This window comes from Psychromonas aquatilis (genome assembly GCF_038155185.1).
Classification (GTDB): domain Bacteria; phylum Pseudomonadota; class Gammaproteobacteria; order Enterobacterales; family Psychromonadaceae; genus Psychromonas; species Psychromonas aquatilis.
Genome location: NZ_JBAKAZ010000035.1, coordinates 1 through 26,564 on the forward strand (window position 1 = coordinate 1; position 26,564 = coordinate 26,564).

Consider the following 26,564-nt stretch of genomic DNA (forward strand, 5'->3'; position numbering starts at 1 on the left):
GATTAACTATGAAAATTTACAAAGTCAGGTGTCCAGTTATGCTTGACCAGAATAGTCAGTTTTTTTTAAATATTTTTTGTGGTACTTAACTTGATATTTATTAATTATATGTTTTTCTAATTATATAACTGATTTAATAAAAGGAGATAAATTATGGATCATTTAACAAACAATGAAGATATAAAAATAAATATAAAAGAAAGTGGTAAATCAATTAAATGCTACCCAACAAAAACGGAAATTTCAAAGGCATTTAACAAAACAAAATCTAACATCCCTTTTACAGAAAAAGACTTAAAAGATTTAAAAAATAGCTTAGGGTTTTTAGATTTAAACTTAAATACAGACAGCAAAGAAGTTAGGTTAAATGTCGTTAAAACAATTGAAACCCTTATCAATGCAAGCCATAAAGTTTTCATAAAATATTTTAAAGAATACAAAAGAAACAGAACAATTGAAAAATCATTTCTAATCGAGTTTTTTGATTTTTGTAATAAAAAACTTACTGATGAAAAAGATGTTAATGAAAAAAACAATGAAGCAATAAAAGCAGATGTTATTGATAGAACACTTTCAACATTCAAACAAAAAATAACACACGAAATAGATTTTAAAATAATAAAAGAACTTACCTTATTAACTATGTCTCTACAAAAAAAAGAAGCAGTTTTAAAGGCTATAAAAGAGATTAAATAAGGAGGTGATACCAATGAACCAGGAAGCAGAAAGCAATACTATTTTTGATACTGAAATTAAAAGAGGTGTAAAGAAATATCACGCCTCTAATGAGTTAATAGAGTTAATGGAAAAAATAAGAAACGATGTAAATTATTCAACCAAGATAAGGTTTAATTCACACCTTTTTAAAAGTGGCGAGTTTGATTTAATTAACCAGGAATATTCTATTAATAATAACAACTTGAAACTATTTAAACCTAATAAAAACCAACTTACTAAAATCGATACTTTCTTTATGAGTAAGTTAGGTGATAACGATTTAGAAGACTTAACACATCACTTTGGTAAATATACTGATCTTGATTATTTGATTAATAATTTTCATATTTTAGGAAGCGAAAAAGCGACTTTAAAAGAACTTCAAGTAATGGAATATACAAAGAATGAAACAATTGGCATTAGCTACAACTCTCCTGCATTTACAGAGTTCTATGTAAAGATTATAGAGCTTACTTTAATGATTGTTGATTTTGATATAGCAGCGCCAACAACTGTGAAGATTGATGATGAAAACCCATACATTGTAAAAATAAATAACGCTATCAAAAATCTACCTGAAAATAATAATTTAGAAAAGAAGTTGGCACAGGAAAGAGGTTTAGAAGTTGATGATTTAGAAAGTTTCAATAAGCAATGCCAGGACTTTAAAGACACATTGACAGAAGAAGAAAAAGAACTTCAACTTAAAAATAAAAACATTGTTTCTACATTGCTTAAATCTATTGAAACACTTGATGAAATAGATGGAGATAAAAGATTGATCAATAACTGTATTTTTAAAATACAGGAGATCATAGGCTCTATTAATAACAATGTAGTTAAGAAAAAAACGAACACTGATTACATCATTCACTTGTTAAAAAATATGTCATTCAATGCAAGTTATATAGGAGCAGAAAAATTAAAATCGATTAACGAAATTAAAAAGAATATGGAAATCTTAAATAAATCAATTGCTAATTATAACTCATGTCTAAAAGAGGGCGGTTTAGCAGTTAAGAAACAATATCAATATGCTCATAAAGTTAGGTTAACACTTCTTAAAGTAGCGATTAGTAATTACAGAGTGATTAAACGAACTATTAAAAAAAGGAATTAAAATGATATCAATAATAAACAAAGGAAACGAAACTTTAAGCGGTCAACATTTGAAATCTAAAATAGATTTTATATTTTCACAATCATCAAATTGTCTAAACCTTGTTAACCCCAAGAATAATGTATTTATAATGAATATAGATGATTTAATCATTGAGGGAATAAACGATAACCCCGAAATTAATCATAGAAATTTTATGAAGATGTTTAAAGAAGAATATGATGAAGACCAGGAGTTTATTTTTACAAAAAAAGTAGCAAATATAACAATAAAAATTAACGATATTGTTTATTCAAATACGATTAAACAAATAGATAAAAATAAAGTCCATTCAGGAGTAGAAGAGGAATTAATTGAAACGAGATTTAAAAATACTTCAAAGACAGATAACTATAATGTTATTCCTTTTAATGAACTTCTTGAAGAACAAAAAAATATGTTAAGTAGCATTATTGCTAACAGAGAAAATACAAAAGATACTATTTTAGTTATGACACACATTAACAATAATAAAGTAGAGATTTTCAGTATTGAGAAACCATAAATCTATAAATAAAATATTCATTTCATTTTATAAAAAGGCATTACTTTGTAGTGTTTTTTTTCATTAAAAAACCTTTCAAAAAACCACTAAAAACACCTATAAATACAAATATTATTTCTAATTAAAAACTATTAAATTTCTTTTAAATACTATAAAAATCAAAGGCTTTTTGTCAGTAAACTTCAAAAATATCAAATATATGATACTTAAATTATATGTATATCAATATAATTAAGGAGCATAAAAATGGCTGATATAAATAAGAAAAAGAAATATAAACCAGGTAAAAAATGGAATAAAAATGGTGCTAAAAAACCATCTGCTAATGAAATAGTTTTAACAAAATTAAAAAAAATAATGTCTACCCCAAGGGGTGAATGGGATGAAAGTGATGATGATATAAAAGTATCATTTTATAAATCAAAAGTTTCAGGACAAATGCTTAATTTTGATAATAAACCATATTCAGGACTAAACACGCTTTTATTAGAAGACGCAATGCACGATCTTGATAAAAATGTCGGTTGTTTTGCAACAGGGCTGCAACTCAATGAATATTTTAAAAAGAATAAAGATTTGATTGAAAAAACTGATGATTTTGATCCTGAAAAACCACTTAAAGGATTAAGTGCAGTTTCTCCAATTTTCAAATGGAATAAAACTTACTATAAAGATGGTAAAGCAATTACTGATGAAGATCGTATCAAAGAACTTGATTTATTAAGTAAGAGAGAACTTGAAGACAGAGATATATCAAAGTATCAAGGAATGAAAAGAGTATCGAGCGTTTTCGCTATTGAAGACTTAAAAGAACATTTTCCAAAAGAGTTTATAGATGAAAGACCTTACTTTAAAAAAGCGGAAGAGCTATCTGAATTAAGAATGAACCCTGAAAAAGAAAGTGAATATTTCTGTGAAATGGCAGAGATCATCATCAAAGCGTCAGAGGTTGAAGTTATCGAAAAAGAGGGTAGTAATAGAGCATATTATTCACCTATGGAAGATCATATAGTGATACCTCCAAGGCATAGGTTTGAAAGTGATGAAGCGAGGCTTGCAGTAATACTTCACGAATTAAGCCACTCAACAGGCCATTCTTCGAGGTTGAATAGAGACTTTGCAAAAAAAGAAGTTAACGGAAAAAAAGAAAAGAATTTTGAAGTTAAGTATGCTTCGGAAGAAGTGATAGCCGAGACTTCTACTGCATTCTTAACGGCGCGTTTTGGTATTAAGTCTTTTAATTCTCACGCTAAATACATTCAAGGATACTGTAATACTATTTGTGCGAATAACAATGAAAAAGCCTTGATACGCTTGTCTACAAAAGCGATGGCAGCAGCAAATTATTTAGGTGATAAGGTTGACGCTTATATGTTGAAGTTAGAACAAGAAGTGAAATTAAAAGCTGAAATAGATCAAGACCTCACACCAAAAGATTTAATAGTTGATGGGGCATTTGTTATTCAAACCGTTGCATTAAGTAAAAACCCAGAAAAAACATTTAAAGTAGCAATTGATATTAATGAAAGAGAAAACTTATTAGTAGATAACGCTGAATTATTTAATGAATATCAAAATGATAAACATAGTAATGTAGAGCCGGAAGAACTTGAAAAAACACTTAAAGATAATCTGAAAGGTGCAATTTTAATTCAGTATGATGAAAATAAAGAGTTTTTAAAATCACAAGAGATTAAAAGAAACGAATATAAAGAAACTAACAGAAATGAAATTAAAGCCAAAAATGAAACTATGTCTTTAAAGTATAAATAAGAATAACCATTAAGCAAAAAACATCATTTTAGTGATGTTTTTTTTTGAAAAAACAGCCTGGTTTGACTGTTGTTAAAGATTATTCTTCTAAAAACTCTTCATCGTTCCGATCCAATTTTTTATTAAAGAATACTAATTGCTTTTCTCTTTTGTAAATATAAATAAATAAGTTAATACTTATACATACAAAGACTAAAAGAATAAAATATTGGAAATTCTTTGGAAAGAATAACATACTTTTAAAACTCAATAATGACAATACTATATAACCAATAGAAGAAATTAAGAAAGCCACTGTATTTTTGTAAGCAATTAAAGTTTTAATCACTCCTTTATTTTCACTTTTCATTTTTACCACCTTTTTAAATAACTATAATATAAACCAAAAAATAAAATCCACATTATATATAACAATATATATCATTTTTTAATTTAACATCAATATTTAACTTTTTATTTGCTTTTATTTTTTAATATTTCAAATGTTTTTTTTGTTTGTTTTAGGCGGTTTTTACTAAAAAAACAAAAGTTAATAATTATAATATTTTAGGGGTGGTTGTAAAAAATTATTTATATGTTTAATTATAAATATTAATTAAACTATTAGAGGTGGCGTTTTGGGGAGAAGAGTTAGAGAGGACAATCCTATTTTAATAAAGGTAAACGAATTAAAAGATAGGTATAAAAAAGAAAATAAAAAAACAGATGGAAGCCTGTTAAAAATAAAAGAAATGATACGAGTGGATGAAAGTTCCTTATCTCTAATAAAAAATATCGTTTGTGTTAGTAATGCTGCAGTTAAAGTAGGCACTCAAAAAAATAGAGTTCTATCGAACGATAATAATACAAAAGATTATCATTATAAAATAAATGCAGATCTCGATAGATTTATCTATAACGAAATAAAAGAGTTTAATCATTATTTATATTACATTCGCAAGAGAAAAAAATTAGATGTTATAAATGCAGAGTTGAAAGATAAAAAAATAGAACTTGAAAAATTATTAATGAACGAAATAAAAAAAACGAAAAATGAAATTAAAGAGCTAAGGGAAAAAATAACCAAAGAAAGGAAAAGAAGGAAAAATTCATTAAAAAAAATAAAAAGGAGTTTTAAAAAATGAATGAAGTTGAAAATGAAGTAAATAAAGAAGTGAAAATCAAAGCAAATAAAGAAAACATTCTGCTAACAATAACATTGATGACATTCTCAATTGTTGCTGTTGGTTATTACATAATGATACAAAGCGTAGACAATTGTTTTATTGATAAAATTCATAGTATTGAAGGTCTACACGAAGACAGGAGCGATGCTAAGACAAAAGAAATAGCCAATGCATTCCATAAAGCGCTATTAAAAGAAACTAAACAAATTGAGGAGTTGATTTTAAAACCTGATTTAGAAGTTTTCAAAACTTGTTACCTATCGTAGAGGCACTATAAAAGCAAATCAAAGGCATTTTATATTGAAAGCTTGAAGTTGCTTAAAACAACATAAAAAAGCCCTGAAAAGGGCTTATAAAGAGATTTAACTTTTTATTTTTTTAATTTAAGTAAGTTATCTTCTCTTTTTTTTCTAATATTATTTACTATGGTTATCCGCAATTTAGAATTTGAGTTATTTTCTGAATAAAAATTGACACTCTCCCCCAATAAATCTAAATATTCAAATAGCTTGCTCATACTAAACTTATCATAATGTTTTTTATAATCTAATAAATTAGATACTCTGGCTTGTTTAATTCCGAGCAGCTTAGCAACATCATTTTGATTTATCTTATACTTTGAAATTATTTTAGATATTTCTTTCATTAACTCTTTGTTGCGGTTTATATTGTTATATGTGTCATTACCTTTCATTTTAATCCCTTTATTTAAAACTTCCTTTAATAAATAAATATCATCTTTTTAATATAAATCAAGATGTATTTTAAATATTTTATTGTTGATTTTTATTGTTATAGTTTTAGTTTTCAATGTTTATTAATTTGTATTTTATTTAAAATTGAATAATTTATTTTATATGTTAAATAATATAAATAAGAAACATATAAAGGAATTGGTATGATCGTTAAAATGGCAAAATCTCACTACACATTTACAGACAGAGAAAGCAGTATAAAAAAGAAAGGTTCAGGAGGGCTGGCAAATCATATCTATTATTTAATATCTGACAAAAAGACCGGACTGTATAGTAAAGAAAGGTGCAATTTAGAGGTTAAATTAAACCCAAAAATGGCTGATCTTGGTTTGAAATTAGATTTAATAGGTGAAAACCTTTCAAAAAAAGAACTTAAAAACCTTTGTAATGAAGAAGCAGAGAAGCAAAAAGAGTTCTTTAATCATTATGTCGCCAACAGTAGGAAAAAGAATGAACTGGATTTAAACGGTGAATGTTTTGATAAAAAGAAACTATTTAATTACAAATGTAATTTCACTTTTCAAAAACACGAATACAATAAAATCCTGGATCACTTTAAAGGCAATGAAGAAAAAACCAAGGAAAAAATGAAAGAAATACAAAATGAATTTTTTTGTGTTTTTTATAACGACTTGAAAAAGGCACAAGGAATAAAAGGCAGATTAACAAAAAGAAGCGATATAGAAGTTTTAAGCAACTGGCATATCGATAATGAAGAAAACCCACATATTCACTCTTACCTGCATCCTTTTGATCCTGTTTCAAAATGCTTTATGAATGCTCGTGATTTTGGATTAGCAAAGCAAACAGCACATACAAAATTAGAAAAAAAATATAAGCAATTTTTAGATCAAGGTATTAGTTTAGGTTTCGACAAAATAAATGGTGTTGAAAGCAGAAGAACATATTTAAGCGAATTACTACCTGAGCATGGTTTAAGGGGCAGCCTTGATAAGTTTAAATCATTGCAAAATAACATCGGTAAAGTTGTTTCAAATCCAAAACTTTCAACTGATGAAATGAAAAAAGAACTTGAAAAATTAGGGATCAATATTGAAGTTAAAGTCTCCGGTGAAAAGAAAGTATCTAATGTTCATATAAGATTAAAAAATAGTTCTGCGATACTCACCAAGCATAGTTTTATGAATAAAGAAGTTAGATCAAAACTTGCTACCTTTGCAGAAAGGGCAACACAAGATAGAAAATTAGGCGCGAATAATAAAACAAATAAAATGGAAGAGGTTATTCAGGAACATTATTCAGCAGTAATGAAGTCATTGAAAAAACAATCTATAAATATTACAGCAGAACAACAAGCCGCTTTAAAACTAAAAGCGTTTTATACTTTTGCTGAAAGGTGTAGAAGATCGGGTGTTTATGTAGATATAAACAAACAAGGAAATTGTTCATATATAAAAATGGCAATGAATAATTTTAATTCCGATAAAAACATTTCACTTACAAAATATAAATCTTCATTAATGATAAATAACGAACTAAAAGGAAAGAATATTGTTAGTGCTTTTGATTTAGATGTTGAAGATATAGAAGCATATAGGATGGATCACTTAAACCATATTCCAAACTCTTTAAATTATGGTAAATCGAGAGCATACATAAAAGGTAATTTAGAGGATATTAATTTAGTCGAGTATGACCACTTTGTTTTGAAAATCAGTAAAGGTTTTTTAACAAAAAAGAACATTACTGTTTTAGAAAAAGATAACTGTTTATTCTTTACAGATAGTAAGAATAGAACGCTTATGAAAATAGAAAATTTATCAGATAACAAACAATCGATTACAACATCAAACTTGTGGCCCAATGAAGCGGCAACGCTACTTAATAACATTTTAATAGAAGATGTTAAAAACTTAAAACCGAATGAAATTATTACACTTAAACCAGATGAAAATAATACTAATACTAACTATGATGATTTAAGGCATTTAGAACTTAAATTACTTTTTTCAACAGATAAGAATAGTAAAAAAATTAAAGTAAAATTCCCAGGTATAGAGAATGATGAAACATTAAGAGAAATGATACGAGTTGAGTTTGAAAGGAAAATGGCAGATACAGATAAACAATTCAATAGAAATGTTAAAAGTATTAAAAAAGGTGTTTATAACTTCACTGAAAAATCAGGTCTGTTAATGCTTCAAAACCCTAAACTTAAAGACTACCATAGCCAAATACAATCTAAAATAAACGATCAAATCATTGAGTTAATCGTTAAGGAAGATGTTAAAGAAATTAGGTTTAATCAGCAAAGCAATAATGATTATATGATTTCAAATAAAGATGAAATACTTAACAAATCAAATGATTTAACAGATATCGAAAAACAAAAAATCATTGCATATTATGAAGAGATTGAAAAAGGCGATGAAGAAACTAACAACATAAACAATCAAGAGTTAGTAAAAGAGAATAAAAACAAAATTAAATCGAAAGGGCTTAAACTTTAAAAAAACAGGTGAAGAATTACCAAAATAATTTTTTGGTTTCTCACTTTTTTCAATCAAGCAAGTTGATACTAAAAAAGTCGAGATCATATTAAAAGAAGATTACTTTTTCATTTTCTTTTTGTCGGCTTCAACTTTTTGGCTTTCTTTTTTCTTCGTGAATAGATCATCAGGTATTTTATTTGAATGATATAAAGAATAGTATTTACTAAACAGTATTAGGTAAGTATTGATTAAATCTTCTAACTGTCTTTCACCAGGGTTTTTAAATAAGTCTTTTTCTAATATATTCGATTTTTCACAGAAATTAGATATCACGCTTCTAATAATATTTTTGTTTTTATCAAACTGAATATTTTTTTTAGAAACCGCTGTATTGTAATTATAGAAACATAACTCTTTTACATTATTAACGATATAAGAAGTGAAATCTTTGACATTTACTTCTTCTGTGAAAGGGTGGTTTAAATGAAAAGTTCTATGAATATCGTCTTTATAAATGCTTTTTATTTTTGTTCCATCATCAACAGTAAAAGGTTGCTCTCCCTCTTCTTTTTCTTTCTTTTTAGGTTCGCCATTCAGTATTAACAAATGAATAACAGGAGGAAGAACAAATCGGTTTACATGGTATTTTTTTAAATTATGTTTATTAACTAAATAAGCCAAACATTCATTCATTTTTTGATTTTCATAGTGATCTATAAGTCCACTTTTAGGACGAACAACAACTTCACTTTGATTGTAAGAATGAAAATCTTTAAACATAACAGAATAATTTTGATGTAATTCTTTCTCAACAAAAGTAATAAAAACATCGTCAGGAATAAAAGTAAATCGACCTGGCATTTCAAAGTTTTCAGCAATCTTAAAAAACTTTTCAGGCGTTTTTAATAATTCGTTTCTTGGAATGTTATTATCATTTTCAATTGTTTCAGCCAGGTCTTCAACAAACTTTATATTAGGATAGGGCTTTAATATTTTTCTTATAGGTTTAACAATTGCTGATTGATGTAATTTTCTTTTTGCTGCATTCAGTTTTAAAATATCATCGGGGTATTTTTTGATTGTTATTTGTGGAGGTATTTCTCTAAAAGCAATTTTAATTCCTGTTATATCGATATTAAAACTTAATTCATTTTCGATTTCTATGCCTTTACCATTCTTCCCTAATGCCTCTCTTTGTTTAAATGCTTTCTTTGCATTGTTTAGAAAGTCTTTGACCTCTTCAAAAGCAAAGCATACTTTAACTTCTTCTTCTGTTTTATATTCATATTCACTTTCAACGTCAAATATAGTGTCTTCACAAATAAATTCGTCCATATCTGTAAGAAACTCGTCTATATCTATATCTATATCTAACTGATCGGTTTCATTTTTTTCAGAAGGCTCTTTTAACTCCTCTTTTTGTTCAAAAAAAACATTATTTATTTTTTCTTTAATAAATTTAATTTTATTTTTCATATAACCTCCTTTTTTATGTAAGCCTATACATATATTTAACATTGTTCAAAAAAAACACAACCGAATAATATATATATATTATTTTTTATAATATTATTTTTTTTAAAGAAATATAGTGAGGGCAGGTAAAGGTTGAAGAAAAGGTATTAAACAAAAGTTTTTCAGTGGTTTTTTAAAAAAAATAAGCAATATTGAGTTTTGTTAAAAAATTAAAATTCTATTTTTTTGAATATATTTTTATATATGGTAATTAATATATTAAGGAGAATATAATATGAATATAATAAAAAAGATAAATGAGATAAATGTTTATGAAAATAAAGATAAAGACTCTTTGATTTTAGAAGGGTTTGGGCTTAATCCGGCTGAGATAATTGAAGAATTTAAAAAAATCCAACACTTGGCTGAGAGCCATATTATTTTAAGAAAAAAACATAGAAATACAAAAATAAAAATTGAAAAAAACAGAATAATTAAAGAGTTAAATTTGATTAAGGAAGAGCAAGATAAAAAGTATAACGCATTAAAAGATAAAATATTTTCAACAGGATATTTCGAAGAATTAAGTGAGTTAAATGACAATGATTTAATGCAACGAATGATAAAATATAATAATCTTAATGTTGCTCACAACCTTCATAAAACGACTTTTAACAAAACAATTAAACTGATAAAAAGCAATGATAAAATCCTCAACGAATATAAAAGGGAATTATCAAAGGTTAACTTAAACTTTAAAATGGTATTAGCGTTAAACAAATCGATATATGTAGAAGACGAGAAACTTTATGACAAGGTATGTAAAACCATAGGAACTAACTTTTCTAAATTAGATAGTTTTATGTGTAACTCTCTTAAAGAAAACATATATTCTTGTTTGAGAGGTGATCGTTATATACAAAATACACATAAAGATTTTGATAAAATCAGAGTGCCTATCAACCACCCTGAAATTTACCTATGTAAAGCAATATTATCTATGGCCTTAAACAACCTCTCAAACCAATAAGACTACACTTCTTTAAAGTAAGAAAGGTCTATTGAAGTTGGCTCTTCTGTTAACTGCGGTGAAACTATTGCTTCTTTTTTAGCAAGCTTATCCAACAACTCTTTTGATGTTTCAAATCCATCTAAAATCGCTGCTTCGTTTGCTTGGTCGTTATACCTTTTTCTATAAACGACAAGAAATTTAGGATCTTGTAAATGTAATCCACAGCCCTCATTTGTCGTTAAATATTTATGGAAGTGAGGTGCTTTTTCTTCTAATTCATTAACATTAAAAAGTTGATATCTTTGTTTTTTTACTGCACGAGGTTTCTTTTCTTTATCCAAAGAAGGTGAAATCTTTTGTTGAAGTTCTTTAATTTTATCTTTTTCTCTTGATAAATTTATATTATCAACAATAAAAGGTAATAATAAATCAACAGCAATACATTTTTTGTAGTCATTATCTAATGTTGAAATAAATTCAAGATTTTCTTTAAGCTCTTCTTGAAAAAGTTCTTTTTTTGAAATTATTTCTTTTGCTTTTTCAAACTCTTTATTAAGTTCTTCAAGAGAAAGTTTAGATACATCAAAAACTGACATAATTATATTTCCTTTTAATTTATGATTTTTTAATTGTAAATAACAATGTTGAAATAATCAATTTAAATAAAAAATTAACAACCGATTTAAAGTTGTTAATTTTTTCAAATTTAATTAACGTAAATTAAAATGTTATATTTTATTTCCTATATTTCTTATGCTTCTCTTTTTTGTTTCTTTTGGCGGCTTGCTGTTGCTTTCTATAATGCCTTTCATTTCAGCGAGCCTCTTTTCCATCTCCTCTTCCCTTTTTTCCAAGTAACTTTTTTCTTCCACTTTTTCTGATTTTAGGGATGTGCCTTTATTATCTTTATTATTTTTATTATTTTTATCTTTGCCTACTTGCAAACCATCATCAAGCTCTTGTTCTGGTTTTTTTTGTTCATTTGTCAGATCATTACCAATCTGTAAACCATTGCTCATAACTTCTTTAAGCGCTTCTTCAAAAGATGGATCAACACCGGCACTAAAAGTAATTAATTCTAAATCAAAAAGCTGTTCGTCCTTTATTTTTTGCATTGCTTCTTTGAAACTTTTTACATTTTCTTCACTGTGAGGAAATTGAATTATATTTTTGTCTTTAACAAGCAATAACATATCAACTATTGTATCTGGTTCAGGGGACATTCCGGCATAAGCGCGTTTATTACTACTAAAAATACCGCTTTCAGTATCAAACTTCCTTTGACCGTTTATTCCGTAAATATGGCCCTTTATACTTCCTTCCTTTTCATAGGCAGACATTCGTTCTTTGATAGCTTTTTCAACTTCTTCTTTCATTGTGGTTTTTTCTTCATATTCATATTCCAAATCTTTAATTTTTGAAGATGAAAATTTTGAAAGATTAGCAAGACTTTTTAATAAAGACTTTTCTGGTTCTATTTTTCCAACTTGAAAACCATTATTATTTTTTATTTCATTATCACTCATATAAACTCCTTTTTTGTTTAAGTAATTATTTTTTAACTTGTTCTAATATTCTTTGTAATAAACCTGTTAGGAAACTATTCACTAAAATCAATATGACTACTTGCACTACTATTGCTATAAACAATTGAGGTAGCCCGATCAAAATTGTCTCAATTGAACCTTTCATCGCGTCTACTGTTGAGAATATCTGCTCCAACTGACTTAACAGTAAAATATCTACGATATAAGCCATATCGTTCATCATAAAAATAAGAAATATTAAAAAGACAAGCTCTGCGATCATTTCCTTAAAGACAGCACCGCAACCCTCTACACCATCATTAATAACTGATGAATAAATCTTAATCATTAGCACTTTACTATCAATTATTAACTCGATCAGAGTGGCAACGAAGAGTAAAAATATTTGGAAGTAGAAACCATAAACTAAAACAATAATTCCTATTCCTGACAGCATTAATAGCATCGCAGCAGAGGCAAGGGCGGAAGCGAAAACGGAATTAAAGAAAGAGACTATAAAGCTTAATAAAACGATCCCCTGAACTGTATCTTTTGAATAATACGGATCGTTTTTTGTGTCATTTGTGAATATTTCTGGTATTAGAACAGCAACGATACCCGTTGCTGATTTAGATAATTTATTACCGAGTTTAGAACCTACTGCAACGCCACCTGATAACTTAGATGATTTATTTAATAATATCGCCTGGTTAGAAAGATAAATCGCTGCACCTGTCTTAATCATTCCTGTTCCGAAGTCCAAAACTTCTTTTGTTGGACTATTACAATTAAACCCGTTATAAACTTCATCTGTTTTCCTGAAACAAGTTTTTACTCGTTCAAATTGAGTTGTTATATCTCCACCAGTCATAGTTCCTAAAATATCTTCAAAAGAGGGGAGATCTATTTTATTAAAATCATAGAGATCAAAGGTGTCATAAATCAAGCCATTATTTTTTTGATGATGTAATGTAAACGGAACACTATATAAAGCATTTTCAGGCAATACTTTATCTTTAAATTGGATAATTTGAGATGGCTCTTGACTTATTTTTCTAACTTTTAATATTCGATCAGAAGTATCATAAACGCTTCCAATTAATTCATTAACAATCCCCACAGGAATTGCTAAAACCCCCAGGTCTTTTCTTTCTTCTATATTATGAATAGTTGTAAACTGCACCGCTTCTACACAAGCAAGATAACCGCCTTTACATACTTTATTTGTGTATTCTAAAATATCGTCATAGTTAGCCGTTAATATATTCTCTCCGAAAATAAAAGCGTTATTGTTTCGTAGAGGAGAAGTATTGTTGTAAACACTTTCCACAGAATAAAATTCATTTTGATAGTTTTCTGTTAAAAAGTTAGTTGCTTCACAAAGTGATACAATTTCAAAATATCTTTGAATTGTTTTTTGATCTGACCCTGCTAATGAATAATCATAGAGGTTATTACAGTAGTTTTTATAATCTTCATTAAATGCTAAATGTAAATCTTTTGAGTTCTCAAAATCCTGTATATCGCCTGTTTGCTGCATTAAATAAGAGAAGTCTATATTTTCTATTTTTTTACCGACCTTAACTGCTGTATTAAATAAATGCTCCACATAACTTTTAATAAATATCTTTTCTTTTTCTAATAAATTGATATTTAATAAATCAGACTGTTCATTAAGTGCCACAGAAGAATTAGTCGTTATTTTAGTTGTTGACCCCCCCATATCAAACTCAATTCGATAAACATTACTTTTATATTCAATATTAATACTTTCATTTTCTTTATCTGTATCCTGATAGCCCAGGACATAAGCATTTATTACTTTTAGAAAGTCATCACTTATATTTTTTGGAGAAACAACTTTAAAAGATGGGATAGAGATTGAATTGTTCATATTGGTTGCTGCTACGTTATCTGCAACAACAACAGTGTTATAAATCGCTTTATCAAAATAATACTGAAACATATTTTTTTCAGCGTAAGTATCGTGGATCTTTGAAGTAAAAGTAGAGTATGGCATTGACATAAAAATGAAGAATGAGAATACAGCGGTTTTAATAATTGCTGATTGGTTAGTAACACCAAAAACTCTATCAATAGCAGATTTAGAACCGAACCAAAGAAAACCAACAAAAAATAATGATAATGCTGCTTTATTAGCAAACACCCCAATCATTGATAAATAAATACCTATATCTTGATGGGCAAAGGTTTCATTCAATTCAGGGCTATCAACAACATCAGGATTGATATAAGCAACAATATTAGCAAAGATACTATCTTGATTTGTTTTTAAAATCTCATTTGCTACTTGTGCTGCTTCTGCACTATTTAAAAATAAAAATGAGGTGATAACACAAAAAAGAAAAAAGAAATAAATATTAAAAGATGGGAGAAAATTAGCAGAAACTGCTTTATTTTTAATTTTTTTTGTCATTGAAAAATATGGAAAAATAACATTCACCATATTAGATTTTGTGAAAAATCTATTTTCTTTATTTGTTCTTGTTTTGTCCATAAAAAAACCATCTCCTTACTACTTGAATTATCATAAATTACATATAATTCAAGTGATAAAGTTTTATACAATAATATTTAACTGAAAATTATTATATATAAAGGTTTTTTATTTATTTATTTTCTTTTATTATTTTGTTTTTTATTTTGCTTTTAACTCTGTTTGTTGTTGATTTTAATGTTGTTCCTACAACACTTGTCATAATAACAGCCTGTGATTTGTTAATTACATTTTCAGCCGTTTCAAATGCACCATCAAAGCTGTTTGTAGTTAATTTCGAAAGACCATTTATCAGCACTTTAATGATGATTACATTACCTATTATCATTAAAAGGATTAACATTGAAATAACGATGATACTTGAAAAAATACTATCAATTGCAGAACCATTTTTTTCTGGTAAAAGCATACTTGAAATGTTCGGTATGTTGTCTAACATCGTTATCAGCATATAGTTAGAGAAGAAACTAATAATAGAAACTGCAACAACAGCAATTAAAGGATATAAGAACAAATTTAAAGTTAGAGATAATGATTTGCTATAACTTCTAACTGTGTAGTTGGTCATTAAAGATATAACACAAACCATAATAATCAAGTTTGGTAGAATGTTTAAATAGATTATTTGTGCTTGCTCGAACCATCCTAAAACAAACCCCTGAAAACTGAATAAAGAAATCATTAAATTGCCCAGGATTATAGACATAATCGATAAAGCAGCCATTGTCTCCGCTGCACTTTTACCAATGTGTGTAAAAGAAGATATTTTTCCTGCTTTTGATTGATTACCAAAGATCGCCTGTGTCGCGTCTCCATTTCTTTTTTGCCAATTTAAAATACTATCAACAGTAGATATCGCTATTGATGCAGAAAGAGAATAGATAAGAGTTTCAGCACCAACTTTATTCAAACTGTTTGATAAGTTCTTCCACTCTACCGTTCCATCAAAATCTCTATAAATCTCAACACAATCATCTTTATCAGCAGAACAAACCATTTTTTTTACAGTAGAGAAAATCACTGAATTGTTTTCAAGCAAGCCAGTTATAAAATCCATAGAACTAACATCAGTATATAATTCATCTGCAATGTTAGAACTTGAATTGTCGGCAGAATATTCAATTAAAGAATTAGCATAGTTAGTTGATAACTGTCCTTTTTCAAGATCAATTTGATCGAGTGTTGTTTTTATAAAAGAATTGACTGTAAAAACATTTGTTGAAATGACAGGAGTTTTATCAAAATTAAAATCAGGCATAGATTTAGAGTAATCGATTTTATTAACATCAATAAGTTTAGCGAGAGTGATAGAATTATCATTAGCGTTATTATGTAAGTAAGTAAAAAACTCACTTGAAGAATAACCACCTTTATTATAAATATGTGCTAAATCTTTATAAAAATCAGTTGTTTCACTGAATATCTCATTAAATATTAAGTTTACTGTTTCATACTCACTTGAAATGCTTTTTGCTTCTTCCTCTGCAATAGGTAGAGAATTATCTCTTAATTGAATTCTTTTTTGTTTTACTAACTCTTCATTTTCTTCATAAACATAAGGAATGGCTGCAACTTCTAAATCATCATTCACTATATTTATACAATCATATTGATTAATTGAATTAGACTGTGATGGGAAAGAATTAAGAGCGACAGTTGTTTTATCTAAAAATGGGGCATTTAAAATACATTGTGCTGAAACAATATTATTATAAACTTCATCTGCTTTTATTTGTCTTTCTGTGAAGTTTGTAAAATCTCTTTCAATAACATTAATATTATTCAACTCATAGTTAGTTAATACAGAACCAAACAAAACACCTTTTTTATATTCAGTAGTAAACATAACAAGCAAATCAACAAACTTCTGTTTAGAATTATAATCTTCTCCGATCTTATCTTCATAATTTGACTTTAATTCTTTAACTTTTTTCTCAAAGTCTTTTTCAATAATAGAACTATGTAATAACTCTTTAAAATTGATAGCCTCCATCGTTTTAAAAAGTTCAGCAGATACATTTAATGATGGGAACAAAACCTGACCGCAGTTTGCAAAAGAAATATGATTTAGAAAGCCAGTTTCATTTAAAGAGTAAGCAACTTTCCTATGGTTTCTTTCATCAAAGTTTGTAATAAAAGGCTCATTTTTTAAATTATAAAAATCAACAACTTCTTTTCTGTCATTGAAGAAGTTAAAGGCGACTTCTCTATTTTCAAGATCATACTTTTGAGAATTAGATAGGCAGACATTTATTTTAAAAAGATCAGTTGTATCAATAAGACTTTCATTTTTTGAGTATTCATTCAGTATAAGATCAACACTATTACTTTCACTCATTACATTAGTTTGAGATATTCTGTTTAAATAGTTATTGAGTTCGATTGAAGTTCTAACAATAGGAACGGTTGTTTCCTCTGTTTTCGCTGTTAAATCTAAAATAGAAATGGTGATAAAACTCATTACAATAAATGCTAAAACATCACTGTAATCTTCTTTTACCTCTTTATTGCTTGCATTCCTAACCTTTGTAAAGATGAAAAACAAAAGACATAATAATAATAAATAAGGTTTATAGACTGTTTCTTTGAAAAGTTCTTTTGAAAATGATTGTGATGTTCCAAGTTCATTTTTTGATTTATCTAACTTGTTATAAGTGTTCATCGTTTCACTATCGATAAACTCATTTGTATCATAAAAAGGTTCATACACTTTATTAGTGTAATTCGCTTTATGCTTTAAAACGCCCAGGTCAAGAGACTTACAAGCCTTTCCTGTTAATTCAGCGTCTCTAATATCAGTAATACAACTATCATCATTGTAGTAATCATCAGCCACAACATCAGTATTTATTAAAACAACAACAACGAACATAATAAATACAAAACATTTACTTAAATTAATATTTCTTTTTAATTCCTTTTTCATTCTATAATTCCCTATCTTATATATATTAATTATCATATATTTTATATAATTCAATAGTTAATCATTATTTAATATAAGGGGTTTTTTATTCCTTTTTAATTAAACATAAAACAAGTTTAATTTTTTTATAGACCAAAAAAAATCATAAATTAATATGACTTTCTTTGTATTGTTGAGTAAATAATTATTTAACTTCAATATCACAAGCCTCAATCATTGCAGCTTTATTTTCTTTACCTGTTATGTCAATTTTGTAAGATTTAGCACCATCACAAAACTTGCTATCTTCATCAGGAAATTTTTTAATATTAGTATTTGTAATTATTCTTACAGAATTAATATCACTTAAAAAAGTAAGATCAGTAATTTTACTATCATTAAAAGTAAGTTTTGATATTCTCGTAATATCGCCAAGTTTAATTTCTTTTAATTTAGTATTACCACTCATATTTATTGAATACATTAAAGATGAGTCCATATCTGTTAAATCTAAAACCTCAACATTATGATCTTTCATCGACATTAACATAAAACGATCACTCGAATATTTCTTTAAAGAACTATCATTTACAAATAGCTCAACATCACAACCTATTTCTTTTGGTGTTTCTTTTTTAGCAAGTGATTTTAAATATTCTCCATCAACCACACATTCAGCATTCGCCAGTGCAGCACTTAAAGATATCGATAAACCTATTATTGTTTTTGTAATTTTATTCATTTCATTTCTCCATTTCTTTTTTGTTTATTTAATTTTTTTTCTGCTTCTTTTTTCTGTTCTAATAAGAATATTTTTGCACCTTGTATTATCATTTGCTCTTCATTTGAGGCCTTGATATTAAGTTCTCTAAACAACTCTTTAACTTCTTTATAAAGTTCAACATTTTCAAGAGGGTATCTATTGATATGTTTCGCTTTGTAGTCTTTAACAACTGCTTTCTTTTGTTTGATTTCTTTACCCATCAAAGGAACGCCAGTTGTTAACTTTTGAAACATTTCAACCGATTTAGGAAGAGGTTTAGAAATTGATTTAGAAGTGTCATTTCTTACTGCTTTTTTAGTTAATTCTTTATTGATTTTCTCTGTTTTAATCTCATTGATTTTATTCATCATATTCATTTTTAGACTCCTATATTTCCGCTTCTTAAAGGTAAATCAAGTTCTCTTATCAAGTTCTTTATTTGTCTTGATGATTTAGAACTACGAGTTTGTTTTGCTTCTACAACGCCTAATCCAAGAGACATTGATTTTTTAAAGTTTGAATGTTCGTTAATAATGGTCTCTAACATATTAAAACAGTCATATTTTGAAACCTCATTTAAAAGATTTTGAAAAGATTGACCTGTTATTTTTGCATTAGGGTGAATACGACAAGGAACAACATTTGCAATGATTTTACGACCTACTTTGCTTGATATTCTTTCTAAAATTTTAGACATTGTTTTTAAAGACTGTATTTCTATATCAGTTATGCCAATTGGTATAACAATGTAATCAGCATTCATAATTAACTTATGATGTGAATACTCTAAATACTTATCTTCAATCACTTCATCAGCGTTATAACCGCCAGTGTCATAAATTGTATGTATTTCTTTACCTGTCTCTTTCTCTTCATTTTTTACATAATTGATAACATCATCAATTAGATCAATATGAATTATCTCACCAGACTTTTTAGTTTCTTTTGTTGTAGTTTCAACCATTCTTAAATCAAACAAATCCGGGTGTTTTAACTTAAAGCCATTTCTTTTTTGAAAAAGAAAATCCATATCAGCAGTGTTATCACAAAATGCTAATAGTGAATTGTCTATTGCTGCAGCAAGGTTAGTTGATAAAACTGTTTTTCCTTCACCGCCTTTAATTGAAAATATCATTATATTGCTCATAACTTTCCTTATTTAATATAATATGTTTTATATATTTATAATATGATCTATATACATTATAAATCAAGCCTAAATATGTAATAAATAAAAAGAAAATGTTTAAATATAAAATTAATTGGCTATAAATCATTGTATTAACAATATTTTATAAGATGTAAGGGGGAGGGTGAATAATAATATTAAATATTAATTTTTAGTTAATTAATATTATTTTTTAGTTAATTAATATTAGTTTTTATCTAATTAATATTTAACTTGTATATTTTAATGTTATTTGGGGTGGTTATTAATATTAAAAATAAAACTTTAATATTAAAAAAGCACTTTAAAATATTAATTCAAGTGCTTTTTCAAATTGTGAAATAATGAGGTCATTAATATACTTCGATGTTTTTAACATCAGTAAATCTATTATCTTGACAGAAAACTGTTCCCATATTTTCATTATAATTACAGTCAAAATTTTTAGAAACTTGATTTATTTTAATACTGTTTTTTAATTTATTTTCAAGGCTAAAAATTGTAAGTGAATTGTGTAATGTATTAATGCTTAACATTAAAACCAAAACTGCACTAAAATTCTTAAATGTGAAAATATTCTTTTGTTTTTTTCTTCTCTCTAACATAATTATAATTCCTTGTTGTTTATAATATCATCTAACCATTTAAAACAATGTTTGCAAGCGCATTTATAAAAATAAAAATTTAAGGAGGGTATTAAATAGTAAGAAAGGTTGTTATTAAGATATTATTGAGATATTTATTTTAAATACTGTTTTTTTTAAAAACAAAAAAAAGACCAGATTGATCTTTTAAAATATAAGAGACTGAACCCCTAATCTATAAACCAAAGCCCAGGTAATTCATCGTATCATCTATAAGAACCAATGTATGAGGCAGATCGATGAACAATGAAGATAAGAAGATCGTTCCTATTATTTTTCCATAGCCTTGATTTGATTGACCCTCACTCTCTCTTTTTAGTGAATATATTGACTTAACAAAGTAAATAAAACCTACAAACTGGAAAAATGAAATTATTACTTTGATATTATTTTTAAACACCTGTGAAGCATCTTCTCCATTCATTTCTTCTATTTTTGTTGCTGTATCAGCCAACATCTCCGAGTTTTCAACATCAAAACAATTTTCCCTAACCGTTTCACTTTCTATCTGCTCTTCAATGGCAAGCATACAATAACCACTATCATCACCCAGAACAGATTTAATAATCACAGATGAAGAACCTGCATAATTAAAAAGAAGAGTTCCTGCAAGGAATGTTATAACTATTGAAGAGGGGAAATTCTTTGAAATATTTGGATTGTCAGAGTTTAGTTTTAATTTGTATATTGCAATGATAATTAAAAATAACCCTAAAAATGAAGCGACGATAGTTGCTAATGTATATAAAGAACCTATTGTCGATAATCTTTCAGCCTGAAAACTATCAGCAGCCATTGCAGATGAATTAAAAACTGCAACAAAAAAAATAATTAAACTTTTTACAACTCCTTTTGATTTATAATTGAACATAATGCTTTAACTCCTAATAACTATTTATAATATAGTTATTATCACTTGTTAAAACGCTGTCAAATTATATAATATTAATTATAACTCAATATTCAAATAAGCCTTAAATTATCTATTTATGTAAAAGAATAAATGAAGCTGAAATATTTTTATTATAAAGTCGATTATTTAGAATTTTTATTATTATTTTTAATGCTAAATTTATCTTTTCGATAGTTTTTTGATTTTTCAAGAAACCAACAGCAGATCACAAATGAAATAGAAGCCATTCCAATATTTTCTAAAAAGTTAATATTAAAATTTAAATTAATAAAACCTATTGAAGTTCCAGTTAATATTATGCTTATTTCAGGAGAGCACTCAATTACTTTGTTTTTTGCTTTTGTTATTTTGTTAATAGTATTGTTTTTCATTTTAATTCCTTTTTTGTAAAAATTGCGGTGGATTTTTTAATAACGATATCAAAAGATCTATCAACTTTTGACACTCCTTTGTATTCGTTAAGAGTTAGTAGTTCATTATTAATATAGTATTTAGATGGCTTATAGTTAACATCATTATTATTAGATAATAGAAAAATGTAAGGTTTTTTATATTTTAAAATCAAACCTGTTTTAAGTAGTTTCGTTAATTTATTCCTAATCATTTCTCTACTAAAACCAAGTTCTTGACTAATTTTGTTTGGGTTTTCAACAGTTTTAAATTGTGCTTCCCCTGTCTTCTCGTTCTCTACGAAAAGATTAAAAACAACATCTAAATATAATTCTTTTTTAGAGTTTCGCTTTTGTAAATTACATATCGAATAAATGTATTGCTTAACACCTACACCTTTTTTAATAACAAAAGAGTTGTTAGATAAATTACTAACAACAAGTTGATTATTTTTAAAAGAAACATTGATAACAGCATCAGCCCAGGTGTTCGACTCATTAAAAAGAACCCTGTTAAATATGACACCACTTCTATTGCGACAAATAAGCCCCATTTCTTCGAATATACTTAACTGGTCTAAACGATCAGAAGTAAAATAAGAGTTATTTCTCATAAAACGTTTAACAGTGAAGATATCGGAATATTGAGTGTTTTTATTTACACATAATTCATCAACTAATAAAAATAACTTATAAGCCAATTTTTCACCTGGTTGCCCCAAAACATTACAAATAGTTCTAATAAAACTATGTTTATACGACACTTCTTTTTTTAAACAAATCATATTAAACTTATACATTAAACCTCTCCTATATATATAATTTATATAACATATAAAGCAAACTTTACAAGCGCACTTAAAATAATAGAAATAAAAAAGAATGCTTCGCAGATCGCAACAAGTTGCTTAAACCTGGCAAATACGCGAATAATTGATTTATTGATTGAAATGTAATTAGATAATTATTTTGAGGAATTATAAAAAATATTATGAGTTAGGAACTGAAAAGATTTATTTATTTAACACAGAAACGACAAAAGACCATTTCAGGTCTCTTTGTATTAAAGCAGTTTTAATCTAAATATTTATATATCTGATATTTTTCATCTTCATTAAAAAGCGGAATATTATCTTTATCTACCATTCGAGAATAAGAATACATAAAATCTTGAAAAATATTCATTAATTTAGTTTTTGTTTTACCAGGTTCTAACTTATTAAAAATCTGTTCGATAACAAGAACCCATACGATAAATGAAGACGACTTTATAGAAACCTTTATATTCATTCCGCTTTCTCTTGAACGCATTGATAATTCGTTATCACAATCATCACAGTAAGGGAAAACGCCATTTTGTTCAAAATCAAAATCATTGGCTTCTGTTATTTTTACAAAATCAAAAGAGTCTCCATCATAGCCTTTTACAAGTTGTTTCATTCCTGAATAAAATAAATGCTCTGCATAAATGCTTAAAGGCAACCCATTAAAAGGATCATCACCAAACATATTTGATAAAGAGTTATTATGTGCTTCGCCAGTGTTTTTATTTGTTTTTACATTATTAATTTTAATTCTCCTTTTATCTTATAAGCCAAATTGCTTATTAAATTTTAGGAATGAACTTTATATAATGTATACGGAAAAGTCAATATATATCAACAAATAATATGATGTATTCATAATATGCTAAATTAATAATAAAATAATATTAATTTTATTTATTTGTTGTTTTTTTAAAATATAAATAGAAATAACATTAAATGCTTTATGAGAGTAATAAACAATATAAATAAAATATGCTTCGCAGATCGCAACAAGTTGCTTAACCTGGTGATGGTAGAAGTTTTAGGTTGTTGTTTAAATTATAAAAATATGAGGGATCGAAAGGAGATTTTACCAGGTGCAGAAACGACAAAAGACCGTTCAGGTCTCTTTGCATTCTATAAAACTTTTTATATTAAAATAACTTATTTTATTAGATTTGAATTACATCTAATTCTTGATCTTTAAAAAAACAATCGCTCAAGTTTTTAGCAATACAATCTACTTCTTCTTTTGTAAAAATTGCTCTGCCATTTTTATCCATCATAAAATGATATTTATTTAGATTAAACAAGATAGAGTTCAGATAATAATAGTATAGATGACCACTTCCAAAAATCCGCCTCGCTTCTTCAAGAACATTAATCCAAATGATAAATGCAGCGGCTTGAATAGAAACCTCTTCATTACTATCTCTTTTATTACATTCATCTAATGAAATATCTTTATCATTAACACAATCAGGGTAGAAGAAAATAGCATTTTCGCTAAAATAATTCGATTTTTCTTTTTCTTTTTCTTTTTCTTTTAATTGATAATCTCTTAATTCACTTTCATATTCATATTCATATTCATCTTTATCTTCATCTTCATCTTCATCAATGTCTGTATATTGCTCATATACATACATAGTTTTAAAAGATACATGAGTTCTTTTTTCATAAACCATTTCCATTTTTTCTCGAAATCTACTAATAAGATACTTACCCAAAAAAGTCTCATCATCACATAACTTATTAATGAAATCATCAGTCGCTTTCTCTGTTATCTCTACTACTTCTATACCATGTTTCTTTCTAAAAGTATTACGATCATTTTTAGGTATAACATTAAATTTAGATGTTTCTTTTTCTGTTTCAAACATCAATTCATACGTATCTTCTTTAAAATCACATAAACCAACAATGTTTTCATTTTTATTTGTTCTTATTCTCATTTTACTTCTCCTTTTTTAATTTAATTTGGCTTGTGTTATATATGATACATATATAAAAGTCAATTTATTATTTGCTTTATATTAAATATTTATTTTATGCTATACAAGTAATAAAAATTATTATTTATTACTTTTTAAAATTATTTTTCTCATTTTCTCCAAATTAAACAAGTTAATTCGTTTAAAATCGAGACCAGGTTAATAACCGACTGTGATTTTACTGTTAATGACTTCTAAATGTTTATAATATTGTTTTTAATATTAAGTCCTTTTTTAATGTTCTCTTACTTATAATTAATCATTAAAATCAAACTTTGCAAGCGCATTTATAGAAATAAAAAAATAAAGGGGGATTACAAGAGGTTTTTTTTATGCAGTTTTAGAGGTTTTTAGGATTTTATTTTTAATGAAATAATTTCATATAATTGTTTTATTAATATTAATTTTAATAGTTTTAATATTAATTATTTTTCTTTTAATATTAATTACAATATTTTTAATATTAGTAGTTTGTTCGATAATTAAAGATTAAAGATCCTTTGCTGAAATAACATTAGTTCCAATATTCGACCTCGACAAGTTAATTTTAAGAGGCTTTTAGGCTTAAAAGGTGCTTTTGTGTAGGGCAAGCATGAAAACTCGTTAAAATTTTCTTAAGTTTCTTACTTTTAAACACCTCTTTTTAATCTTGTTTTTTCAGTTAAAAAACAACTGACTTCTGTATACCTGTTAATTTGTCGATGTTTTCTTGAATTGCAATATGATGATGATCGTAATGCTTTTGTATCATTTCAACGCTGTTGCCGACATATTTAGCAAGAACATAAATATCAATGCCACTTTGAAGTTTTTGAGTTATATAGAAGTGTCTGCAAGAATATAATGTATAGTGATTTTTAATAATATTATTAGATTTTAAATATTTCATAAAAAGATTAAAAACTTTCACATAACAGGGCATTTGACCAAATGAGGCTTCAAGTATCGGTTTTTTTATATTTGTAAAATTATCAATTGTTAATTCTTTCTCTGGGTTTTGAATACGAGCTATTTCAAGTAAAGCACTTAATGCTTTATAACTTAATGCAATATTTCTTGCACGTGAATAGGCTTTTGTCTTTCCTTTTGTAATTTTTAAAAAGCAATTTCTATTCTCTTTTTCAATATCACTAAACAATAAGTTTTTAACTTCTTCACCTGCTCTAACACCTGTTTCACATAGAAAAATAAAGTAATAGTATAATGTTTTACGATACTCTTTTGTTTTGAAATTTGGCTTGCCTGACTTGTGAAACTCTTTGAGTTCTTCCATTATTATTCTATGATCTTTTTCTGTGAAGGCATCGCGCACTTCTACTTTATTATTTTCAATTTTAGGTAAAGAGGGTATTTCTGATTTTTTTATATAATCTTCTTCTTCTAAATATTGAAATAACTTTTTAAAACAAGTCGTATTAATTCTTTTTCTTGTTAAAGATAAGTCTAAACTTTCAAAATATAATCGAATATTTTTAGAAGTAAGATCTTGAATGGTTTTATTCTTGAAGTAAGGAATTATAAAGTTAGTGATAACTAAACGATAATCATCATAAATAGGTTTTTGAACTTTGATACTATCAAGTTCTTTAATCACTTCTTTAAACGCTTGATTAATTGTAAGTTCTTTTGTAGCAAGAATAGGTATTCCTGCCATTTTTTTACCCTCCATCTTAAACTTAAACCGCCAAGCGAGGCTTCTCGCTTCACTTATATCCGATACTGATAGACTTCTTCTAATTTCTTTTTTATCAATCCTTAATCTTACATAGAAGCTTTTAGTGTGATTTTGACGATAAATAGCTAACCCTTTATCTAAATATTCATACATATTAAAAACCTATTTTTACAAAAGTTGTATAGAAAGTTGTATAAGTATAATGATAATAACCCTTAACTGATTGTATTAAAAGTTATTTTTTGTAGGCTCTATTAATTCAAAATCC

Annotated in this window: 25 protein-coding genes; 8 read left to right on the plus strand and 17 right to left on the minus strand. The window is 26.7% G+C overall.

The annotated features are described in order from the left end of the window. Window positions 1-153 precede the first annotated feature (153 nt). The 4 genes from V6256_RS09975 (at window position 154) to V6256_RS09990 (ending at window position 4,154) form a co-directional block, all read left to right on the plus strand. A complete protein-coding gene (locus V6256_RS09975; protein ID WP_341598064.1) occupies window positions 154-696 on the plus strand; it encodes a hypothetical protein in 543 nt (180 codons plus the stop codon). A 13-nt stretch (window positions 697-709) separates the two neighbouring features. Continuing rightward, entirely contained in the window at window positions 710-1,837 is a 1,128-nt protein-coding gene (locus tag V6256_RS09980) for a hypothetical protein (protein WP_341598065.1), read from the plus strand. A gap of 1 nt (window position 1,838) precedes the next feature. Beyond that, a complete protein-coding gene (locus V6256_RS09985; protein WP_341598066.1) occupies window positions 1,839-2,381 on the plus strand; it encodes a hypothetical protein in 543 nt (180 codons plus the stop codon). Window positions 2,382-2,627: 246 nt separating this feature from the next. Beyond that, window positions 2,628-4,154 (plus strand): zincin-like metallopeptidase domain-containing protein, encoded by a 1,527-nt coding sequence (locus V6256_RS09990; protein ID WP_341598067.1) that lies wholly within the window; start codon window positions 2,628-2,630, stop codon window positions 4,152-4,154. A gap of 79 nt (window positions 4,155-4,233) precedes the next feature. On the opposite strand, the gene V6256_RS09995 is transcribed toward V6256_RS09990, so the two are convergent. Next, window positions 4,234-4,503 (minus strand): hypothetical protein, encoded by a 270-nt coding sequence (locus tag V6256_RS09995; RefSeq protein ID WP_341598068.1) that lies wholly within the window; start codon window positions 4,501-4,503, stop codon window positions 4,234-4,236. Window positions 4,504-4,771: 268 nt separating this feature from the next. On the opposite strand from V6256_RS09995, the gene V6256_RS10000 reads away from it, so the two are divergent. Then, on the plus strand, window positions 4,772-5,278 hold the full coding sequence (locus V6256_RS10000) for a hypothetical protein (RefSeq protein WP_341598069.1): 507 nt from the start codon (window positions 4,772-4,774) through the stop codon (window positions 5,276-5,278). Next, window positions 5,275-5,586: a hypothetical protein gene (locus tag V6256_RS10005; RefSeq protein WP_341598070.1), complete on the plus strand. Its 312-nt coding sequence runs from the start codon at window positions 5,275-5,277 to the stop codon at window positions 5,584-5,586. Before V6256_RS10000 ends, V6256_RS10005 begins: the two co-directional genes overlap by 4 nt. Window positions 5,587-5,690: 104 nt before the next feature. On the opposite strand, the gene V6256_RS10010 is transcribed toward V6256_RS10005, so the two are convergent. Then, entirely contained in the window at window positions 5,691-6,014 is a 324-nt protein-coding gene (locus V6256_RS10010) for an XRE family transcriptional regulator (protein ID WP_341598071.1), read from the minus strand. A 204-nt stretch (window positions 6,015-6,218) separates the two neighbouring features. On the opposite strand from V6256_RS10010, the gene V6256_RS10015 reads away from it, so the two are divergent. Continuing rightward, window positions 6,219-8,546 carry a hypothetical protein gene (locus V6256_RS10015; protein ID WP_341598072.1) on the plus strand — a complete coding sequence of 776 codons (2,328 nt, stop codon included), beginning with the start codon at window positions 6,219-6,221 and terminating at the stop codon, window positions 8,544-8,546. A gap of 99 nt (window positions 8,547-8,645) precedes the next feature. Here V6256_RS10015 and V6256_RS10020 read toward each other — a convergent pair whose 3' ends face one another. Continuing rightward, window positions 8,646-10,004, minus strand: a complete 1,359-nt coding sequence (locus V6256_RS10020; RefSeq protein ID WP_341598073.1) for a hypothetical protein — start codon at window positions 10,002-10,004, stop codon at window positions 8,646-8,648. Between the two features lie 274 nt (window positions 10,005-10,278). Here V6256_RS10020 and V6256_RS10025 point away from each other — a divergent pair, with 274 nt between their 5' ends. Further along, window positions 10,279-11,013, plus strand: coding sequence for a hypothetical protein (locus tag V6256_RS10025; protein ID WP_341598074.1), 735 nt, complete (start codon window positions 10,279-10,281; stop codon window positions 11,011-11,013). Window positions 11,014-11,015: 2 nt separating this feature from the next. On the opposite strand, the gene V6256_RS10030 is transcribed toward V6256_RS10025, so the two are convergent. From V6256_RS10030 to V6256_RS10095, 14 genes are all read right to left on the minus strand, one after another. After that, window positions 11,016-11,591, minus strand: a complete 576-nt coding sequence (locus V6256_RS10030) for a hypothetical protein (protein ID WP_341598075.1) — start codon at window positions 11,589-11,591, stop codon at window positions 11,016-11,018. A gap of 132 nt (window positions 11,592-11,723) precedes the next feature. Then, a complete protein-coding gene (locus V6256_RS10035) occupies window positions 11,724-12,521 on the minus strand; it encodes a hypothetical protein (RefSeq protein WP_341598076.1) in 798 nt (265 codons plus the stop codon). Window positions 12,522-12,546: 25 nt separating this feature from the next. After that, window positions 12,547-15,039 carry a hypothetical protein gene (locus tag V6256_RS10040; RefSeq protein WP_341598077.1) on the minus strand — a complete coding sequence of 831 codons (2,493 nt, stop codon included), beginning with the start codon at window positions 15,037-15,039 and terminating at the stop codon, window positions 12,547-12,549. Between the two features lie 112 nt (window positions 15,040-15,151). Next, complete coding sequence (locus V6256_RS10045) at window positions 15,152-17,965, minus strand: hypothetical protein (protein WP_341598078.1); 2,814 nt, start codon at window positions 17,963-17,965, stop codon at window positions 15,152-15,154. A gap of 184 nt (window positions 17,966-18,149) precedes the next feature. Beyond that, window positions 18,150-18,686 carry a hypothetical protein gene (locus tag V6256_RS10050; protein ID WP_341598079.1) on the minus strand — a complete coding sequence of 179 codons (537 nt, stop codon included), beginning with the start codon at window positions 18,684-18,686 and terminating at the stop codon, window positions 18,150-18,152. After that, window positions 18,683-19,084, minus strand: a complete 402-nt coding sequence (locus V6256_RS10055; protein ID WP_341598080.1) for a hypothetical protein — start codon at window positions 19,082-19,084, stop codon at window positions 18,683-18,685. Before V6256_RS10055 ends, V6256_RS10050 begins: the two co-directional genes overlap by 4 nt. Before the next feature lie 2 nt (window positions 19,085-19,086). Then, a complete protein-coding gene (locus tag V6256_RS10060; protein WP_341598081.1) occupies window positions 19,087-19,854 on the minus strand; it encodes a ParA family protein in 768 nt (255 codons plus the stop codon). A 374-nt stretch (window positions 19,855-20,228) separates the two neighbouring features. Then, entirely contained in the window at window positions 20,229-20,480 is a 252-nt protein-coding gene (locus tag V6256_RS10065) for a hypothetical protein (RefSeq protein WP_341598082.1), read from the minus strand. A gap of 214 nt (window positions 20,481-20,694) precedes the next feature. After that, window positions 20,695-21,390 carry a hypothetical protein gene (locus V6256_RS10070; RefSeq protein WP_341598083.1) on the minus strand — a complete coding sequence of 232 codons (696 nt, stop codon included), beginning with the start codon at window positions 21,388-21,390 and terminating at the stop codon, window positions 20,695-20,697. Between the two features lie 164 nt (window positions 21,391-21,554). Then, on the minus strand, window positions 21,555-21,803 hold the full coding sequence (locus V6256_RS10075) for a hypothetical protein (protein WP_341598084.1): 249 nt from the start codon (window positions 21,801-21,803) through the stop codon (window positions 21,555-21,557). Continuing rightward, entirely contained in the window at window positions 21,800-22,621 is an 822-nt protein-coding gene (locus V6256_RS10080; RefSeq protein ID WP_341598085.1) for a hypothetical protein, read from the minus strand. The genes V6256_RS10075 and V6256_RS10080 overlap by 4 nt, the downstream gene beginning before the upstream one ends. A 274-nt stretch (window positions 22,622-22,895) precedes the next feature. Next, complete coding sequence (locus tag V6256_RS10085; RefSeq protein ID WP_341598086.1) at window positions 22,896-23,330, minus strand: hypothetical protein; 435 nt, start codon at window positions 23,328-23,330, stop codon at window positions 22,896-22,898. Between the two features lie 469 nt (window positions 23,331-23,799). Next, a complete protein-coding gene (locus V6256_RS10090; RefSeq protein ID WP_341598087.1) occupies window positions 23,800-24,582 on the minus strand; it encodes a hypothetical protein in 783 nt (260 codons plus the stop codon). A gap of 700 nt (window positions 24,583-25,282) precedes the next feature. After that, entirely contained in the window at window positions 25,283-26,449 is a 1,167-nt protein-coding gene (locus V6256_RS10095) for a tyrosine-type recombinase/integrase (RefSeq protein WP_341598088.1), read from the minus strand. Window positions 26,450-26,564: the final 115 nt, after the last annotated feature.

Excerpts from the sequence above, each read along its gene's own strand:
- V6256_RS09990 (WP_341598067.1), top strand. The coding sequence starts at position 2,628 with ATGGCTGATATAAATAAGAAAAAGAAATATAAACCAGGTAAAAAATGG.
- V6256_RS09985 (WP_341598066.1), top strand. The coding sequence starts at position 1,839 with ATGATATCAATAATAAACAAAGGAAACGAAACTTTAAGCGGTCAACAT.
- V6256_RS10005 (WP_341598070.1), top strand. The coding sequence starts at position 5,275 with ATGAATGAAGTTGAAAATGAAGTAAATAAAGAAGTGAAAATCAAAGCA.
- V6256_RS10070 (WP_341598083.1), bottom strand. The coding sequence starts at position 21,390 with ATGTTCAATTATAAATCAAAAGGAGTTGTAAAAAGTTTAATTATTTTT.
- V6256_RS10085 (WP_341598086.1), bottom strand. The coding sequence starts at position 23,330 with ATGTTTGGTGATGATCCTTTTAATGGGTTGCCTTTAAGCATTTATGCA.
- V6256_RS10010 (WP_341598071.1), bottom strand. The coding sequence starts at position 6,014 with ATGAAAGGTAATGACACATATAACAATATAAACCGCAACAAAGAGTTA.
- V6256_RS09980 (WP_341598065.1), top strand. The coding sequence starts at position 710 with ATGAACCAGGAAGCAGAAAGCAATACTATTTTTGATACTGAAATTAAA.
- V6256_RS10095 (WP_341598088.1), bottom strand. The coding sequence starts at position 26,449 with ATGTATGAATATTTAGATAAAGGGTTAGCTATTTATCGTCAAAATCAC.
- V6256_RS09975 (WP_341598064.1), top strand. The coding sequence starts at position 154 with ATGGATCATTTAACAAACAATGAAGATATAAAAATAAATATAAAAGAA.
- V6256_RS10015 (WP_341598072.1), top strand. The coding sequence starts at position 6,219 with ATGATCGTTAAAATGGCAAAATCTCACTACACATTTACAGACAGAGAA.
- V6256_RS10075 (WP_341598084.1), bottom strand. The coding sequence starts at position 21,803 with ATGAAAAACAATACTATTAACAAAATAACAAAAGCAAAAAACAAAGTA.
- V6256_RS10055 (WP_341598080.1), bottom strand. The coding sequence starts at position 19,084 with ATGAATATGATGAATAAAATCAATGAGATTAAAACAGAGAAAATCAAT.
- V6256_RS10025 (WP_341598074.1), top strand. The coding sequence starts at position 10,279 with ATGAATATAATAAAAAAGATAAATGAGATAAATGTTTATGAAAATAAA.
- V6256_RS10035 (WP_341598076.1), bottom strand. The coding sequence starts at position 12,521 with ATGAGTGATAATGAAATAAAAAATAATAATGGTTTTCAAGTTGGAAAA.
- V6256_RS10080 (WP_341598085.1), bottom strand. The coding sequence starts at position 22,621 with ATGTATAAGTTTAATATGATTTGTTTAAAAAAAGAAGTGTCGTATAAA.
- V6256_RS10040 (WP_341598077.1), bottom strand. The coding sequence starts at position 15,039 with ATGGACAAAACAAGAACAAATAAAGAAAATAGATTTTTCACAAAATCT.
- V6256_RS10020 (WP_341598073.1), bottom strand. The coding sequence starts at position 10,004 with ATGAAAAATAAAATTAAATTTATTAAAGAAAAAATAAATAATGTTTTT.
- V6256_RS10065 (WP_341598082.1), bottom strand. The coding sequence starts at position 20,480 with ATGTTAGAGAGAAGAAAAAAACAAAAGAATATTTTCACATTTAAGAAT.
- V6256_RS10060 (WP_341598081.1), bottom strand. The coding sequence starts at position 19,854 with ATGAGCAATATAATGATATTTTCAATTAAAGGCGGTGAAGGAAAAACA.
- V6256_RS09995 (WP_341598068.1), bottom strand. The coding sequence starts at position 4,503 with ATGAAAAGTGAAAATAAAGGAGTGATTAAAACTTTAATTGCTTACAAA.
- V6256_RS10030 (WP_341598075.1), bottom strand. The coding sequence starts at position 11,591 with ATGTCAGTTTTTGATGTATCTAAACTTTCTCTTGAAGAACTTAATAAA.
- V6256_RS10050 (WP_341598079.1), bottom strand. The coding sequence starts at position 18,686 with ATGAATAAAATTACAAAAACAATAATAGGTTTATCGATATCTTTAAGT.
- V6256_RS10090 (WP_341598087.1), bottom strand. The coding sequence starts at position 24,582 with ATGAGAATAAGAACAAATAAAAATGAAAACATTGTTGGTTTATGTGAT.
- V6256_RS10045 (WP_341598078.1), bottom strand. The coding sequence starts at position 17,965 with ATGAAAAAGGAATTAAAAAGAAATATTAATTTAAGTAAATGTTTTGTA.